At 65.0% G+C, this 15,911-nt stretch carries 16 protein-coding genes and 1 pseudogene; 7 read left to right on the forward strand and 10 right to left on the reverse strand.

Annotated features, from left to right (window positions below; genetic code table 11):
- Positions 1-151: 151 nt before the first annotated feature.
- The 3 genes from FFS60_RS27410 to FFS60_RS28860 are packed head-to-tail and all read right to left on the reverse strand — an operon-like array spanning position 152 to position 1,997.
- A complete protein-coding gene (locus FFS60_RS27410; protein ID WP_028630384.1) occupies positions 152-907 on the reverse strand; it encodes an SDR family NAD(P)-dependent oxidoreductase in 756 nt (251 codons plus the stop codon).
- A 14-nt stretch (positions 908-921) separates the two neighbouring features.
- Positions 922-1,701 (reverse strand): glucose 1-dehydrogenase, encoded by a 780-nt coding sequence (locus FFS60_RS27415; RefSeq protein ID WP_028630383.1) that lies wholly within the window; start codon positions 1,699-1,701, stop codon positions 922-924.
- Positions 1,698-1,997, reverse strand: a complete 300-nt coding sequence (locus FFS60_RS28860; protein WP_177474094.1) for a hypothetical protein — start codon at positions 1,995-1,997, stop codon at positions 1,698-1,700. The genes FFS60_RS27415 and FFS60_RS28860 overlap by 4 nt, the downstream gene beginning before the upstream one ends.
- Before the next feature lie 216 nt (positions 1,998-2,213).
- Between FFS60_RS28860 and FFS60_RS27425 the strand changes: the two genes are divergently transcribed.
- From FFS60_RS27425 to pbpG, 3 genes are all read left to right on the forward strand, one after another.
- Positions 2,214-2,654 (forward strand): thioesterase family protein, encoded by a 441-nt coding sequence (locus tag FFS60_RS27425; RefSeq protein WP_028630381.1) that lies wholly within the window; start codon positions 2,214-2,216, stop codon positions 2,652-2,654.
- Positions 2,655-2,666: 12 nt separating this feature from the next.
- Positions 2,667-3,053, forward strand: a complete 387-nt coding sequence (locus FFS60_RS27430; RefSeq protein WP_028630380.1) for a DUF488 domain-containing protein — start codon at positions 2,667-2,669, stop codon at positions 3,051-3,053.
- A 179-nt stretch (positions 3,054-3,232) separates the two neighbouring features.
- Positions 3,233-4,129, forward strand: coding sequence for a D-alanyl-D-alanine endopeptidase (gene pbpG, locus FFS60_RS27435; RefSeq protein ID WP_028630379.1), 897 nt, complete (start codon positions 3,233-3,235; stop codon positions 4,127-4,129).
- Positions 4,130-4,200: 71 nt separating this feature from the next.
- Here pbpG and FFS60_RS27440 read toward each other — a convergent pair whose 3' ends face one another.
- The 4 genes from FFS60_RS27440 to FFS60_RS27455 all read right to left on the reverse strand — a co-directional run bounded on the left by FFS60_RS27440 (position 4,201) and on the right by FFS60_RS27455 (position 9,206).
- Complete coding sequence (locus FFS60_RS27440) at positions 4,201-5,466, reverse strand: MFS transporter (RefSeq protein WP_028630378.1); 1,266 nt, start codon at positions 5,464-5,466, stop codon at positions 4,201-4,203.
- Positions 5,467-5,509: 43 nt separating this feature from the next.
- Positions 5,510-6,583: a sugar phosphate isomerase/epimerase gene (locus FFS60_RS27445; protein ID WP_028630377.1), complete on the reverse strand. Its 1,074-nt coding sequence runs from the start codon at positions 6,581-6,583 to the stop codon at positions 5,510-5,512.
- A 117-nt stretch (positions 6,584-6,700) separates the two neighbouring features.
- Positions 6,701-8,197: a PLP-dependent aminotransferase family protein gene (locus tag FFS60_RS27450; RefSeq protein ID WP_028630376.1), complete on the reverse strand. Its 1,497-nt coding sequence runs from the start codon at positions 8,195-8,197 to the stop codon at positions 6,701-6,703.
- 82 nt (positions 8,198-8,279) lie between these two features.
- Entirely contained in the window at positions 8,280-9,206 is a 927-nt protein-coding gene (locus FFS60_RS27455) for a LysR family transcriptional regulator (RefSeq protein WP_028630375.1), read from the reverse strand.
- 119 nt (positions 9,207-9,325) lie between these two features.
- Between FFS60_RS27455 and lysA the strand changes: the two genes are divergently transcribed.
- From lysA to FFS60_RS27470, 3 genes are all read left to right on the forward strand, one after another.
- A complete protein-coding gene (gene lysA / locus FFS60_RS27460) occupies positions 9,326-10,564 on the forward strand; it encodes a diaminopimelate decarboxylase (protein WP_051246853.1) in 1,239 nt (412 codons plus the stop codon).
- A 157-nt stretch (positions 10,565-10,721) separates the two neighbouring features.
- Positions 10,722-11,828, forward strand: a complete 1,107-nt coding sequence (gene zapE, locus FFS60_RS27465) for a cell division protein ZapE (RefSeq protein ID WP_137823772.1) — start codon at positions 10,722-10,724, stop codon at positions 11,826-11,828.
- A 92-nt stretch (positions 11,829-11,920) separates the two neighbouring features.
- Entirely contained in the window at positions 11,921-13,651 is a 1,731-nt protein-coding gene (locus tag FFS60_RS27470; protein ID WP_137823773.1) for an AMP-binding protein, read from the forward strand.
- Here the strand turns inward: FFS60_RS27470 and FFS60_RS27475 are convergent.
- Entirely contained in the window at positions 13,629-14,219 is a 591-nt protein-coding gene (locus FFS60_RS27475; protein WP_137823774.1) for a Crp/Fnr family transcriptional regulator, read from the reverse strand. The two genes, FFS60_RS27470 and FFS60_RS27475, sit on opposite strands and share 23 nt — an antisense overlap.
- Positions 14,220-14,382: 163 nt before the next feature.
- Between FFS60_RS27475 and FFS60_RS27480 the strand changes: the two genes are divergently transcribed.
- On the forward strand, positions 14,383-14,802 hold the full coding sequence (locus FFS60_RS27480) for a hypothetical protein (protein WP_036997727.1): 420 nt from the start codon (positions 14,383-14,385) through the stop codon (positions 14,800-14,802).
- 43 nt (positions 14,803-14,845) lie between these two features.
- Here the strand turns inward: FFS60_RS27480 and FFS60_RS27485 are convergent, their stop codons facing one another.
- Both FFS60_RS27485 and FFS60_RS27490 read right to left on the reverse strand, forming a co-directional pair.
- Positions 14,846-15,565, reverse strand: a complete 720-nt coding sequence (locus FFS60_RS27485) for an EthD domain-containing protein (protein WP_137823775.1) — start codon at positions 15,563-15,565, stop codon at positions 14,846-14,848.
- Between the two features lie 164 nt (positions 15,566-15,729).
- Positions 15,730-15,911, reverse strand: a pseudogene (locus FFS60_RS27490) (LLM class flavin-dependent oxidoreductase); the annotation flags it as partial.

Genomic DNA, 15,911 nt, shown 5'->3' on the forward strand with positions numbered 1-15,911 from the left:
CGAGCTGATGGGATAAATCCCGCTCCTCGCTTTCGATTACCCAGAAACGCCAACGCCCCGAACCAGTCGGGGCGTTTGCTTGGCCTGCACTCAGGGAGTTTTCACACAGCCTGAATAGCGGGCCTCTTTCTGTGCTTAGCCTTCGCCTCCCTCAGCCCCAGTAAGCCTGGCCGCCGTCCAGCGGAATGGTGGCACCGGTCAGGTAGCGGGCGTTGTCGCTGACGAGGAAGGCCACGGTGCGGCCGATATCCTGTTCGCAGTCGCCGACCCGGCGCAGCGGAATGCTGCTGAAGTAGGCTTCGGCCTCTTCCGGGTTGGCTTCGATCCAGCCGCGCAGCCCGGGTGACAGGGCGTGGGGGGCGATGACGTTGACGCGGATGCCGTCCACGCCCCATTCGCAGGCGGCGCCACGGCTGAGCGAGCGGATCGCTTCCTTGGTGGCGGCGTAGTGGCCGTAACCGGAGGCGTCCCAGCGCACGGCGGCGGCGGAGGCCAGGTTGACCACCGCGCCATCGCCCTTGAGGTGCGGGTAGCAGGCGCGCATCAGGCGCAGGGTGGCCATTGGTCCGGAGTCGATACCCTGCATGAAGGCTTCGTCACTGACGTCGAGGATGCGGCCCAGCGGCACGATGTGCGCGTTGTTGACCAGGATGTTCAGACCGCCGAAGGCCTCCACCACCTTTGCGACGCAGCGGTCTATGTCCGCCTGGCTTATCACGTCGCACTCCACGGCCAGGGCCTGACCGCCACGGCGACGGATCTCCGTGCAGGTCTCTTCCAGAGTGGCGAGGGTGCGGCCGGCGACGGCCACCCGGGCACCTTCGGCTGCGAGCGCGTAGGCGATGCCCTGGCCGACACCCTGGCCGCCACCGGTGACCAGCGCCACCTTGCCTTGCAACATGTTCATCGGGGTTGATTCCTTCATGGCTGGGTGGCTCCGGCGGCGATTCCGGAAATCAGTTGCGCGTTGTCGATGCGCAGCTCGGCACCGTTGACGAAGCGCGATTCGTCCGAGGCGAGGAACAGCACCAGGTTGGCCACATCCTCGGGCATGCACATGCGCGCCATGGGGTTGTCGGCGATGCCCAGCGCCACGGGATCGAGGCCGGGTACCAGGGCCTGGGTCATGGGTGTCCAGATGCCATCCGGGTGGATCGAGTTGCAGCGGATGCGATAGCCGCTGCTCTTGCAGTGCACCGCCACGCTGCGGGTCAGTGCGGTGACCGCGCCCTTGGAGGCGCTGTAGGCACACATGGGGGGCAGGCCGCCGAGGGCGGCAATCGAGGACATCATGATGATCGAGCCGCCGCTGGCATTCTGCTTCATCGCCTCGATGGCGTACTTGCAGCCGAGGAAGTAGCCGTCGGCGTTCACCCGCAGCACGTTGCGCCACTGCTGCAGGCTGGCCTGCTCGATGCTACCCAGGGGGCAGATGGCGGCGTTGTTGACCAGCACGTCCAGGCGGCCAAAGCGCTCCAGGGTTTGGGTGATGGCACGCTGCCAGTGCTCTTCTTCGGCGACATCCAGCTCGACGAACAGGGCGTTGGCGCCGATCTCGGCGGCCAGGGCCTGGCCACCCTCGCGGTCGATGTCCGCCAGCACCACACGGGCGCCTTCGGCGGCCAGCAGCAGGGCGTCGGCCTTGCCGACTCCGCTGGCGGCACCTGTGATCAGGACCACCTTGTCTTCCACGCGTTTCATTCAGGACTCCTCATGCTGGCCTGGCCGGCCAGGGCATCCCGCAGGGCGACCGCGCCATGCAGGGTCACCACCGGGTCGTCCAGGCGGGGATTGCGGCACAGTTCGTTGCCGCCTTCGATGGCCAGGTTCTGGCCGGTGATTCGCACGGTCTTGCCGTTGAAACTGAAACCGGGCCCCTCCGGCACGGCGTCCGGGCTGAACAGACGGGCCAGGGCTTGCTGGCGCCGTTGGTCCATCGCCTGTGCAAAACGGCAGACGAGTGCGTAGCGCGCTTGCTTGTGCGATGCCGCGGACATGCGGGGAGCCTCCTGATGCGGCCTGCTTCGATACAGGTGCGGGGACACTCGCATTGGCGGCGTGGTGGGGCATCGTCCGAGGGGACTAAGGCGGCGCCGTGGTAGCAGGGCGCGTTTGTTGCACCTGGGTCGGGGGCTGCCTGGCGCGCCGGTGTTGCAAAGCGGGACATTGGCCATAATGTTGGCTTCCCACCCTTATTGCTGCGGAGACCCTCCATGTACCAGAAGACCCTTATCGCTGGTTGGGGCGACATGGATTTCAACTCCCACATGCGCAACACCGCCTACCTCGACAAGTCCGCCGATGTTCGCATGATGTATTTCGCCGATCATGGCTTTCCCATGTCCGAGTTCCGCCGCCTGCGCCTGGGCCCGGTGGTGATGAAGGACGAGATCGAATACTTCCGCGAATTCCACCTGCTCGACGAACTGGACATCACCATGAGCGCCGCCGGCTTGGCGACGGATGGCAGCCGGATGTTGCTGCGCAACGCGTTCTTCCGCAGCGGCACGCTGGCGGCACGGGTAACGTCCACTGTTGGCTGGTTCGACCTGGAGCAACGCAAGCTGACCGTCCCGCCGGCCAATCTGCTGGTGGCGCTCCAGGCCATGGACAAGACCGAGGATTTTCGCGAACTGCCCAGTAGCAGTCGCTGAGGAGCCGGGGCGATGAGCATCCGCATCGTCCGGCTGGGTACGCCACGGGCCGCGGGGGAGGGGGTGCGCATCGGCACGGTCCGGCGGCCACCGCGCGGTGTGCCCAGGGCCGAGTTCGCCAGCCGCGACTACTACGACACCTGGCTACCGCTGCTGGCCCCCAGCGCCGAGCTGATGGCCGAGGGCAAGGCCGTCGAAAGCGACGCCGACTGGGCGCGCTTCGCCAAGCGTTACCGCGCGGAAATGGAAGGCGGGGAGGGCGCGCGGGTGCTCGACCTGCTGGCAGCCCTGTCCCATGGCAGCGACTTCGCCGTGGGCTGCTACTGCGAAAACGAGGCGCGCTGCCATCGCTCCCTGTTGCGCCAGTTGCTGGCTGAGCGCGGCGCCTCGATTCGCTGATCCTCGTGGCGAAGTTCGCCCACGCTCTCCCTCTGGCGAACATTCGACCAAAGGCGCAAAATCGCGCCCCGTCGACGGAAGGCACTGAGTACTTTTACTTCTTCATTCCTATACTTAGCCGGTATCGGTCCTACATTTCATTTCCTCCTTTCTTCTTTACTTACGTTACTGGACGCATCGTGAAAATTCGCAGTTCGATCGCCAAACTGTTCGTTCTGGGTTCCTGCCTGTTCGTTCTTGCAGGTTCGCCAGCCCAAGCCCAGGAACAGTCCTTGCCGGCACGTGACCCGGCCAAGCTGCAACTGTCGTCGCGCAGTGCTGTGCTGGTGGACCTCAACAGCGGCAAGCTGCTCTATGCACGCAATCCGACCCGCGTGATGCCCATCGCGTCGGTGACCAAGTTGATGGTTGCGGTGGTGGTGCTGGAGTCCAGGCAACCACTGGACGAAGTGCTGACCGTCACCATTCGCGACAACCGCGAAATGCGCGGGGTCTATTCGCGGGTGCGCCTGGGCAGCCAGCTGAGCCGTCGCGAATTGCTGCACATCGCCCTGATGTCTTCGGAAAACCGCGCCACTTCGACCCTGGCCCACCACTACCCGGGTGGTTACCGGGCCTTCATTGCGGCGATGAATGCCAAGGCGCGCGCGCTGGGAATGAAGAGCACGCGCTATGTCGAGCCCACCGGCCTGTCGCCGCTGAACGTATCCACCGCCAACGACCTGGTGGTGCTGCTGAAGGAAACCCGCAAGTTCCCGCTGATGACCCAGCTCAGCACCACCGAGAGCAAGACCGTCACCTTCGTCAAGCCGCGCTACAGCCTGGGGTTCCGCAACACCAACGGCCTGGTGCGCAAGCCGAACTGGAGCATCCAACTGACCAAGACCGGCTTCACCAATGACGCCGGCCATTGCCTGGTGATGCTGACCCGCATGAATCAGCGACCGGTGGCCATGGTGCTGCTGGATGCCTACGGCAAGTACACCCACATGGCCGACGCGACGCGCATGCGCCGCTGGCTGGAAACCGGCACCAGCGGCAAGGTGCCGGCGGGGGCTCTGGCCCACAGCCGCTAGCGCACCCTGCGCAAACGAAGAAGCCAGCCCCTGGGGCTGGCTTCTTCGTTTCGGGCCGAGGTGGAGCGGCTTCAGGCCTCGGCTGCCATTGCTTCCGGCAGGGTGTCGCCGCGCTTGCGCACTGCGCGGTGCAGCAGGCTGGAGACCATGAAGCCGATTACCGCCAACACGCTCATCAGCCCGAACACGTAGGTATAACCCTGTTCCCCCGGGTAGTGGTCGAGGATGGCGCCGTAGATGACGTACGCGAACATGCCCGGTGCGTAGCCGATCAGGCAGCCGATACCGAAGGCAGAGCCGGTGATGCGCGAGGGAATGCCGACCTCGCTCATGGGCGCCCAGAACACGCCGCGCATGGTGAAGACGATCAGCGCGAACGACAGGGTGGCCGCCATCCCGGCGTAGATGAAGCTTTCCCCTGTGGGAATCGTCAGGATCACTGCCATGACCGGCAGCAGCGCCAGGAATGCCCACTTCAGGTAGCGGCTCGGGCTCTGGAAGCCCTTGTCCGCCATGAAGCCACCGGCCGGACCGCCGAGCACCTTGAGGAAGTACTGGTTGATGATCCCGTAGGCACCGACCAGCGCGACCGGCAAGTGGTACATGTCCTTCAAGTAGGGGATGAAGTAGGTCAGGCCGCAATAGACGATGTAGACCATGAACACGTTGAGGCTGACCAGCCAGATACCCGGTACTCGCACCGCTTCCAGCAGGCCGGCCAGACCGATGGTTTCAGTGCTGGCAGGGCCTCGCTTGCTTTCCTTGAGCAGGAACCAGGTGAGCAGGCCCGCGCCGATATCGATCACCGAATAGAACAGAATGGCCGATTTCAGGCCGGCTTCGCCCGAGCCCATGGCGACGAACACGCCCAGGGCAGAGAAGGCCACCAGGGTATCGACCACACCACGGCCGCCTTCCAGGAAGCCGAACATCCGTCCCTGCTCGGTATCGTCGCCCAGGTTGCGAACGGCCTTGAGCAAGGCGGGCCAATAAATGCAGTCGGCGCAGATGGCGAACAGGCTGAACACGATCAGCAACTGGCTGTAGCCGGGGAAGGTTGCCAGGTAAAGGCCCAGCGCGCCGGTGCCGATCAGGCCCAGGGGTATCAGTTTGCGGGTGTCGAAGCGGTCCGCCAGGAAGCCGCCGACCACGAACAGGGCGGTAGCGATGATGGCGTTCGCGCTGAGCAGGGTACCGATCTCGGTGTGGCTCAGGCCCATGTGTTCCTGCATGGGCACGTAGAAGGCGTCTTTCAGGTTGGCGAGCTTGTAGATGGTCCCGCCGCCGAGGACGAGGATCAGGAATCTGAGCCACTTGGCCTTAGCCTGTGCTGTCATTTTTGTTCTCCACAGTATCAAGGGGTGAATTGCTGGCGGCGGGTCAGGCGCAGGATTGGCCGGCCTCGGTCAGCGTGAGTTCGGCCAGCACGCGCAACTCGGTGAGCAGCCCGCGGACATGCCGGACCTGGTTGTTCGCCCAACGGTGCTCGTCGGCCATCATGCGGTCGGCCGTGTAGCCGGGCGGCAGGGCGGTTTCGCTCATCTCCCGGTAGGGGATGAAGGGATCTTCCGCCTCGTCCGATTGGCGGAACGACGGGGCGATGTAGTGGTTTTCCTGCTCCAGGATGAAGGCGATCACCTGGGGCGCGTGCTCGCCGAGCATCAGCAGTTCGAACAGCATCCGTGCGCCGGGCAGGTCGTCGTCGGGGCTGCCATGGAGCACGCCGTAGTGGCCGAAGCCGTTCTGTTCGGGGACGATGCGCACGCCCTTGAGGTGTACCTGGCGGATGTACGGGGAAAGCGCCTGAAGCGCGGGAAGCGGTTGCTCGCAGGCGTTAATCATGTTGCCGAAGTCGAACAGCGCGTTCAGGCGCGGGTTGCCGGCTTGACGCAGCAGTTGCGCAATCTCGCCGCTCTTGAGCTCCTCGTGCTGCTCGAAGTCGAAGTGCAGGTCGTGCTGGTCGGCCAGTTGGCCGAGGTACTGGAGGTCTGCCTCGATCAGCGCCATGACCCGCGAAAGGTGACCCTCGTAGCGCGAGTAGACGCGGATGTTGCGGGTGCCTATCGCCTGGGCGACGGCCACCACTTGGTCGACGTCTTCGCGGCGCGTGCTGCTGATCTCAAGGTGCACGTCCAGCCCCAGCTCGCGCGCCTTGTCGGCGAAGGCACGGAGCTGGGCCGGGCTCATCTGCGACAGGCTGTTCTCTTCACCGTCCAGCAGGTGCAGGCTCAGGCCCTGCAGTTCATGGCGGTAGGCGAAGTCCAGCAGGTCCTCGGGCTTGAGCCGGCCGTGGGTGAGGTTGGTCAGAAGCGGGTAGCCGTGGGCGAACAGGCGGAGGCTTTCGAGACGTGCCAGCAGGCGGGTGGCGAGGTCTGGCGTCAGGACCGGAGGCGGGGCTTCACTGCTGGCGTTCTGGCGCAGCAGCGCGGCAAAGCGTGCTTGGATAGCGTTCATTCTTGTCATTCCTGAAAAAGGTGCCGGGTTGGCCGGCGCTGCCTTTATCTCTCCGGAATGGCGCTATCGATATAGCCATTATTTTTTAATTGTTATGACCACTTTGGGTGGGCACCGTTACAGGCGGTAGCCGAGATTCGCCAGGGCCCTTGCCAGAGCCTCGACTTTCTCGACGGCCTGTTCCTCGGGGGTACCGGCAAAGCCAATCAGCAATCCCGGAGGCAGGTACCGCTTGATGCAGTAGTCGCCCAGTCCATAGGTGTAGATCTGCTGCTGGGCCAGCCCCTGAGCGACGGCGTTGTCGTCCTCGCCCTCGTCGAGCCAGCCGATCAGGTGCAGGCCCGCTTCCACGGGGTTGACCCGCATGAAGCCACCCAGGCGGCGCTGCAATTGCTCGAGCAGCCGTTCCTGGCGTGCGCGGTAGAGCGTTCGCATGCGGCGGATGTGACCGAGGAAGTGCCCCTCGACGATGAAATCTGCGGTGGTTGCCTGGTGCAGGGTGGAGGGGCTGCGGTCCATCACCGCGCGGATGGCACAGAAGGGCTCCACCAGGGCCTCCGGCAGGATCACGTAGCCCAGGCGCAGCGAGGGGTAAAGCACCTTGCTGAAGGTGCCGACGTAGATGACCTTCTGCCATTGATCCATGGCGAACAGCGCCGGTAGCGGACGACCGACATAGCGGAATTCGCTGTCGCAGTCGTCCTCCACTATCCAGCCATGGCCACGGCCGGCCCACTCGATCAGTTCCAGGCGTCGGGCATAGCTCATGGTGGTGCCGAGCGGATGCTGGCGCGAAGGCGTGGTGAACGCGAGGCGGGCGTCCGGACATTCGCGCAGGCCCTGCTGCACGTCGAGGCCCTGATCGTCGATGCGCAGCGGAACCAGCCGGCAGCCCTGGGCCTGGAAGGCGATGCGCGCGGCGATGTGGCCGGGGTCTTCCATCCACACGCCGTCCTGCGGGTCGAGCAACAGCATGCCAAGCAGGTTGAAGGCCTGCTGGGCGCCGGATACCACCACGACCTGGTCCACGCTGCACTCTATTCCGCGAGCGTCGAAGACGTATTCGACGATGGCCTCGCGCAGGCGCTGCAGGCCTTTCAGTTCGCCGTAGCCGAGCAGCGCCTTGGTGGGATGGCGGAGGTGTCGGTTCATCAGGCGCTTCCACACCGGCAGGGGAAAGGCATCGTAGGCCGGGTGGCTGGGCAAGAAGGAAGTCGGGCACTCGGGCGCCCAGGTGGCATAGGACACCCCGCCGAAATGCTCGCTGCGCAGGGAGTGCACGGACTGACTCAGGCTCGACAGGCGCGGCGGCTTGCGCGGGCTATCGGCAGCGGCATCACGGCGCTCCCATTCGTCGCCGACATAGGTGCCGGCGCCGGTGCGTGGCGCCAGGAAACCTTCGGCGGTCAGTTGGTCGAACGCGTTGAGGATGGTGATCCGCGACAGCTCCAGCTCCTTGCATAGCGTGCGGGTGGAGGGCAGTCGTGTGCCACCCGGTAGCCGGCCGCTGAGGATCTGCTTGCGCACTTGCAGATAGAGCTGGCGGTAGAGGGGAATGGCGCTGGCGCGGTCCAGCTCGATTGCTGTCAGCAACATGCCGCCGGGTGACTTCATTCTGTGCCTGCCTCGTCGTGTCGAACTCGGTGCGGGTGTCTATTGTGCGTCAGCCTGGCCAGGGAACGTGGCAGGGCGTCGTTCAGTCCGTGCGGTGCAGCCGTGCTTCCAGCGCCCTGATCAGGCTTTGCGCGTGCTCGTGGAGTATCTCAGTGGCGGTATCCACCAGCACGGAGGAGGGCCGGAACTCGGGCCGGATCAGCTGCACGCGAAAGGGAATCGACGTGCGCAGGCGCCGTATCTGCAGGCCCCGGCCCGCTTCGTCCAGGGCACTCAGCGGGTTGACGATGGCCAGCCCCAGGCCCTGGCGGACCATGGCGCAGACCGAGGCGGCGGTGCTGGTTTCCACGACCATCCGGCGCTCCACCCCGGCGGCGAGGAAGTGGGCGTCCAGGCTCTGCCGATAGATGTCCAGGCCGGCCAGACTGATGAAGGGTTGCCCATGGAAGTCCGCCAACTCCAGCTCGGGTCGCGCCAGCAGTTCGTGGCCTTCAGGCAGCACGCAGACCATATCTGCAGCGAACAGCGTCGAACCTTGGGTTCCGCGCGGCAGGATGTCGGTTTCCGAAAGCCCAAGATCATGTCGCTGGCCACTGAGGGACTCCTCCAGCAGCGGCGATTCCTGGGCGCTGATGGACAGGCGCACGCCGGGATGGCGTTCGAGGAAGGCCTGGCAGAAGCCGGGAAGCAGGGTCTGGGCGAACACCGGCAGGCCAGTGATGGCCAGTTGGCCCTGGTCGAATCGGCGGATGGCCTGGGCGGCACCGACGATGCGTTCCAGCCCGGCGTAGGAGCGTTGCACTTCATCGAACAGCGCCAGGCCCTGGGCAGTGGGCGCCAGGCGGCCGCCCTCACGGTCGAACAGACGGAAGCCCAGCAGGTGCTCGAAGCGCGCCAGCTCGCGGCTCACCGTGGGCTGCGAGGTGAACAGCAGGCGCGCGGCGCCGGTTACGCTGCCGGCGGTCATGACCGCGCGGAAGACTTCGATATGGCGGATGGAAAGGTCCATGGGGCGCTCGGGAGCAGGTGACTGTGCATATCAATAATGAATGGTGTCAGCAAAAATTGGTATTTTATTGAATTGCTCGGCCTCGACATCATGGCGCCATTCCTTTCCAGGAGGCCGCCATGCGCCCGAATATTCCCGCCGCCACCCTCGCCAACCTTGCCCGTGAACACGGCACCCCGCTGTGGTGCTATGACGCTGCGGTGATCCGTGAGCGCATCGCCCAGCTCAAGGGGTTTGATGTGATCCGTTTTGCCCAGAAGGCCTGCTCCAACCTGAGCATCCTGCGCCTGATGCGCGAGGAAGGCGTGCAGGTGGACGCGGTATCCCTCGGCGAAATCGAGCGCGCGTTGCTGGCTGGCTATTCGCCCAAGGGCGAACCGGCCGGCGTGGTGCTGACCTGCGACCTGCTTGACCGCCCGACCCTGGCGCGTGCCGTGGAACTGGGCATCGAGGTCAACGTCGGCTCCATCGACATGCTCACCCAGCTCGGTCAGGCAAGCCCTGGCCACCGTGTCTGGCTGCGCATCAACCCCGGTTTCGGCCATGGCCACAGCCAGAAGACCAACACCGGCGGCGAGAACAGCAAGCACGGCATCTGGCACAGCCAACTGGATGCGGCGATGGCGGTGATCCGCGACTACGGCCTGGTGCTGGTGGGGCTGCACATGCACATCGGTTCGGGCGTGGATTACAGCCACCTGGAAGAAGTCTGCGGTGCGATGGTCGGCGCGGTGCGTGACCTGGGCTGCGACCTGGAAGCCATCTCCGCCGGCGGCGGCCTGTCCATTCCCTATCGCGATGGCGATCCGGTGGTGGATATCCCGCGCTACGCCGAACTGTGGAACCTGGCCCGGCGCGAGATCGAAGGCATCGTCAAGCATCCGGTGCGCCTGGAGCTGGAACCGGGCCGCTTCCTGGTCGCCGAGTCCGGCTGCCTGCTGAGCGAAGTACGCGCCACCAAGGATGTCGGCAATAACCACTTCGTCCTGGTGGACGCCGGCTTCAACGACCTGATGCGCCCGTCCATGTACGGCAGCTTCCACGCCATGACCCTGCTGGACGACGCCGGTAATCCGGTCAATGCTCCCAGCCGCCCGACAGTGGTCGCCGGCCCGCTGTGCGAGTCCGGTGACGTCTTCACCCAGCACGACGGCGGTCTGGTAGCCCCGCGCGAGCTGCCGGCTGCGCAGGTCGGCGATTTGTTGCTGATCCACGACACCGGTGCCTACGGTGCCTCCATGTCCTCCAACTACAACAGCCGTCCGCTGCTGCCGGAGGTACTGGTGGATGGCGACGAGGCCCGCCTGATTCGCCGTCGCCAGACCCTGGCCGACCTGCTGGCGCTGGAGCAGTTCTGAGTGCTCTGCTCCCCTCTCCCACCGGGAGAGGGGTCGGGGATGAGGGTTGTTTCCGTCACGCGGATGTATCCGAGGCCCGATGCATTGGGCTTCGCTGCGCTCTGCGACAACTGACGAACCTTCCCCATGGCGCCTGCAACCGCCACAATGCGGCGCCATGACTTTCGACTCCCCCCTTGCCGCCTACCGCCATGCCCTGGAGCAAGGCGGTTTCCAGCCGGATGCCGCCCAGCGCCATGCCGTCGACTGCCTGCAGGCCTGCCATGAGGCGTTGCATCGCGCCGATGAAGTGACCGGCGTCTACCTTTGGGGCCCTGTTGGACGCGGCAAGACCTGGCTGATGGACCGCTTCCATCAGAGCCTCAAGGTCCCGGCGCGGCGCCAGCACTTCCATCACTTCATGCGCTGGGTTCACCAGCGCCTGTTCCAGCTCACCGGCACACCGGACCCGCTCCAGGCGTTGGCGCGTGAGCTGGGTCGGGATGTACGGGTGCTATGTTTCGACGAGTTGTTCGTCAATGACATCGGCGACGCCATGCTGCTCGGCCGCCTGTTGCGGGCGATGTTCGAGGAAGGCGTGGCCATGGTCGCCACTTCCAACCAGCCGCCGCAGCAGCTCTATGCCGACGGTTTCAACCGCGAGCGCTTCCTTCCAGCCATCGAGGCAATCGAGCGGCATATGCAGGTCGTAGCGGTGGATGGCGATCAGGACCATCGGTTGCACCCCGGTGCGGCTCATCAGCGCTACTGGGTGGCCGAGCCTGGTCGACCCAGCGCCCTGGCTGAGGTGTTCGAGCGGCTGGCGGCGGGCCAGGGCAGTTCCAGCGCTGCCGTGGAGCTGGGCCATCGTCCGGTGCCGGTCGTGCGCCGATGTGCCACGGCGGTCTGGTTCCGCTACGAAGACCTGTGCCAGCAGCCACTCGCCGCGCTGGATTTCATCGCACTGTGCGACCGCTTCCAGGCGATTCTCCTGGGAGAGGTGCCCAACCTCAGCGCTGCCCGTCGCGAAGGGCGCATCGCGCGTGGCACCGAAGATGGCGCTGAGCGAGTGGCCGCTGGCGATCGGGAGCTGCCGCAACTGTCCGTACATGACGATGGTGTGCGCCGCTTCATTGCCCTTGTGGACGAGTGCTACGACCGTCGTGTGCCGCTCTACGTGGAGGCCGCCGTGGCCATGGACCGCCTCTACACCGACGGCTACCTGGAGTTCCCCTTCCGTCGCACCCTGAGCCGGCTGCGGGAGATGCAACTGGAACGCTTCTAAGCGGCATCTGCCTTCTTAACATTTGTTAATGCCTCTGCTGCATCGGCCCCCAACAATCGGCGCACAACAACGCGCAGGTCCAGGAGGCCGCCATGTCCAGCCAAGCTCCCACCACTGTCTACGAACTGTTGCAGGCCTCGGCGTCGCGCCACCCGGAGCGGACTGCCCTGACCTTTATCCACAGCCTGGGGGCAGAGATCGGTGAGCAGAACTTGAGCTACGCGGCGTTCTTTGCCCAGCTCAACCGCAGCGCGCGGCTGTTGCTGGAGCTGGCGGGAACCCGCAAACCGGTGATCACACTGTTGCTGCCGAACATTGCACAGAGTCAGTGCCTGCTCTGGGCGGCGGCCAGTATCGGCATCGCCAACCCGATCAATCCGTTGCTGAATGAAGACGCTCTGGTCAGCTTGATGGAAAAGGCCGGCACTGACCTGGTGGTGGCCCTGGGCCCGGTGGCGGGTTCCGACCTGTGGCAGAAGGCCCAGGGCGCCTCCGTGCGTTTACCGAACAAGCCGAAGTGCATATCGGTGCTGACGCAGGGCGGGGAGTTCTTCTATGACGCGTTGCTCGGGGGTTACAGCGACGCTGCGTTGGAGCCAGCGCTATTGCCTCGGCCGGAGGATAGCGCTGCCTACTTCCACACCGGCGGCACCACCGGCCTGCCCAAGCTGGCCCGGCAGACCCATGCCAACCAGGTGGCGGCAGCCTGTGCCTATCGCGCTTACATGGAGGCCGGCCCGGAGGACGTTGCACTGAATGGCCTGCCGATCTTCCATGTGGCCGGCGCCCTGGTGAACAGCCTGGGCGGCCTGGCCAGTGGATTGCGCATGCTGCTGCCGACCCTGGGTGGGTTCCGCAATCCAGAGGTGATCCGCCAGCACTGGCGGCTGGTGGAGCACTACGGCATCACCCTGAGCGGCGGCATACCCACCTCGGTTGCGGCCATGCTCGAAGTGCCCATCGACGGACGCGACATCGGCAGCCTGCGCTTCATGCTCTCCGGCGGCGCGCCCGTACCGGCGGCCCTGTGCGAAAAGGTGAAGGCGGTTACCGGGCTGGAGCTGTACCAGGCCTATGGCATGACTGAATGCACCGGCGTGATCGCCTTGCCCAACCTGGCCAGCCCGGCGATTCCCGGGAGTGCCGGGCATGTGGCGCGGCCCATCGAGGTGAAAATCGATGGTGGGGAAATCTGCGTTCGCGGGCCAACCGTGTTCGCCGGCTACCTGGGGCAGGACATTCCATCCCTGGAGGACGGCTGGCTGCGCAGTGGCGACCTTGGGCATCTGGACGAGCAGGGCAACCTGTTCATTACCGGGCGTGCCAAGGACCTGATCATCCGCAGTGGCCACAACATCGACCCGGCGCTGATCGAAAGTTGCCTGGAAAGCCACCCGGCGGTGTCCATGGCTGCCGCCGTGGGCATGCCGGACGAGTATGCAGGCGAGCTACCGGTGGTCTACGTGCAACTGCGCCAGGGGCAGACGGCAAGCAGCGACGAGTTGCAGCAGTTCGCGTTCGACCATATCGCCGAACGCCCGGCCTGCCCGAAGCGGGTGTTCCAGGTGCAAGCCCTGCCGGTGACTGTGGTGGGCAAGATATTCAAGCAGCGTCTGCGGGAAATGGCGGCGGCCAGTGTCTATCGCGAGCGGGTCGCCAGTCGCTGCCCGATGCTGGGCTGCGAGGTCGTGCAAGGCGCTGATGGCGGTTTGTGGATAACGCTGACGGATGTCCCGGCCGAGCAGCACGACTTCTGTGTGGAGCGTGCCGAGGTCCTGGGTTTGCGGGTACGGGAGGTGGTCAGCGGTCCTGCCTGCGCTTGACCCGCGAGAAAGACACCGGGTCCATCCCCAGATAGCTGGCCAACTGGTACTGCGGCACCCGATCCAGCAGCCAGGCTTCGTGCTCCATCAGCCACTGGTAGCGCTGCTCGCTGTTGCTGGTGAGCAGCAGCGCCTCGCGGTCCTCGTTGCGCAACATGATCTGGCGGGTCACCAGATCCTGCATCTGTTGCAGTTGGGGGAAGCGCTTGCCCTGCTGGCTGAGAATCGCCAGCGGCAGGCTGGCCAGCCGGCACCGTTCCACCGCGGCGATGCTGTAGGTGCAGGGCTGCTGCTTGAGGTGGGCGCTGAGGGACCCGATCATTTGGCCCTCGCGGAAGAAGGTCTTGTTCCACTGCCGACCTTCGGGGGACAGGTAGTAGTAGCGCGCGACGCCGGAAAGGATGACGTAGAAGTGGGTGGGACGTTCGCCAGCGCGGATGATCAACTGGTCGCGGTCGTAGTCGCGCAGCTTGAGCGCCTGCATCAGGCAATCCTGTAGCGCCGGGTCGGTCATGCCGTGGGCACGGAAGATGTCCTGCAACTGGACCAGGGTATCGACGGGGATCATGGGGTTCGGCCTGTGGGCGATGGGTTTATCTAAGCACAGGCGCGCACGTTGCCCCCAATCGAGAATTGCCCGCCGCTCTACCGTGCCTGACACTAGACTCCTTTCAGCCCCAACCAAGAAGGATCACCTCGTGTCCCCAAGCCAACAAGACAGCTGGGCCCAGATCTGCCTCGCCGCCGGCCTTGACCCGAAAAAGCGCCTGGCCGCCCGTCAGGCCGTGCTCGACCATGCCGATGCCCTGGACTGCACCCTCTATCGCCCCGATGAGAATGACCTGGACGCCGAAGAGGAAGACCTCGGCGATGCGCGTGTTCTGTTTACCGGGCCTTTCCAGGCCCCGGCCGAATGGAGCGAGCAGGATCGCGAAGACTACTTCGGTGACATCGACCCCTCGTCCTTCGTCACGGCGCTGATTGAGTGCCAGGCCGATCCGGCGACCCGCGATTTCTTCCTCGCGGATGCCGGCGATTTCGTCGCGGTAGTCACCGCGACCGGTGACGTGCAGATGTTCTACCTCTACGACTGCAGCGAAGACGATGACGGTCTGCACTGTGTGCTGGTGCGGGAAGACGAGGAAGCCTGATTCCTCCGGTGGACTTAACCCCCGGCGGGAGATACGGCACGGTTCAACCCGCCGCTGCCGTCTTCAGCACGTACTGGCTGGTGGGGAGCACATCGATCTTGTCGAAATCGATGAAGCGGTTGCAGCTCTCCATCATGGCCGCAAGGTTCTTCTGGAGCTTCTCCTCGTCACCCACGGCGTCGAAGAAGGCCATGGGATCGGTCATCGCGGCCGGCGGGAAAGCTTCTTCCACAATGGCGTCCAACGGCGCGGCGCCGTGGGTCAGGGCTCGTACCACCAGGTTCTGCACGTAGAGGAAGTTGTCCTGGGTGTCGATGGCTACCTGGGTATGGTAGTTGCGCCAGGTATCCAGCCAGGCGTCCCGGGTCAGGCGCGGTGGGCAGCTGAGGACGGCGATCTGCGAAAAACCGTGGGTGCGCTGGCCAGGGTGGGCGGGGACACGAGTATTGCGGATCGCCACCGACTCGCACACCAGGTAGGCCGCCAGGCGGCTGCTGGTCGCTGCCAGGACTTCATCCAGGGGCCGACGGCTTTGCGCGTTGGCGCTGTCGACCCAGAGCGACACGACCGCATCCGCCAACGGCCGGTTGTTCTCCTGTCGCAGTCCCGCGGCGGGGGCGACATCGGCGTCGGCCAGGTTCACCTGCAGGCCACGGCCGCCCAAGGTGAAGAGTTGCTCGGCAACTCCACCCCGCAGGCGCTGGGAAAAGGCGTCGAGGCTGTCCGACGGATTGCGCCACAGGGCGTAGATGATCTTTTCCACGGCAAGGTCCCTCAATAGGCAGTGAGTTCGGCCGGGTTTCGGCCGGGCCGACAGAACATGCAACGCGCGCCGGGGCGCTGCATCGTCTGGCCGGACTAGCGTCTTCGTACTCGCACAAAACAAAACGGGCCCGAAGGCCCGTTTTGCATTCCTCACTCCGCGGCTCAGGTCAGTCCGTTCTGTTTGCGGAAGTAGGGAATCACGTGTTCGCCGATGTTCTTCAGGGTCTCGAGCTGTGCCCACTGGGGCACGGTGCCCATCTGGCAGATGAAGAGGATTTCGTCGGCGCCGGCGTCGATCAGGCGCTGCACGTAGCCGATGCAGTCGTTCACGGTGCCGTAGGCAT

It is taken from the genome of Pseudomonas sp. D(2018), from assembly GCF_005502555.1.
GTDB classification, from domain to species: domain Bacteria; phylum Pseudomonadota; class Gammaproteobacteria; order Pseudomonadales; family Pseudomonadaceae; genus Metapseudomonas; species Metapseudomonas resinovorans.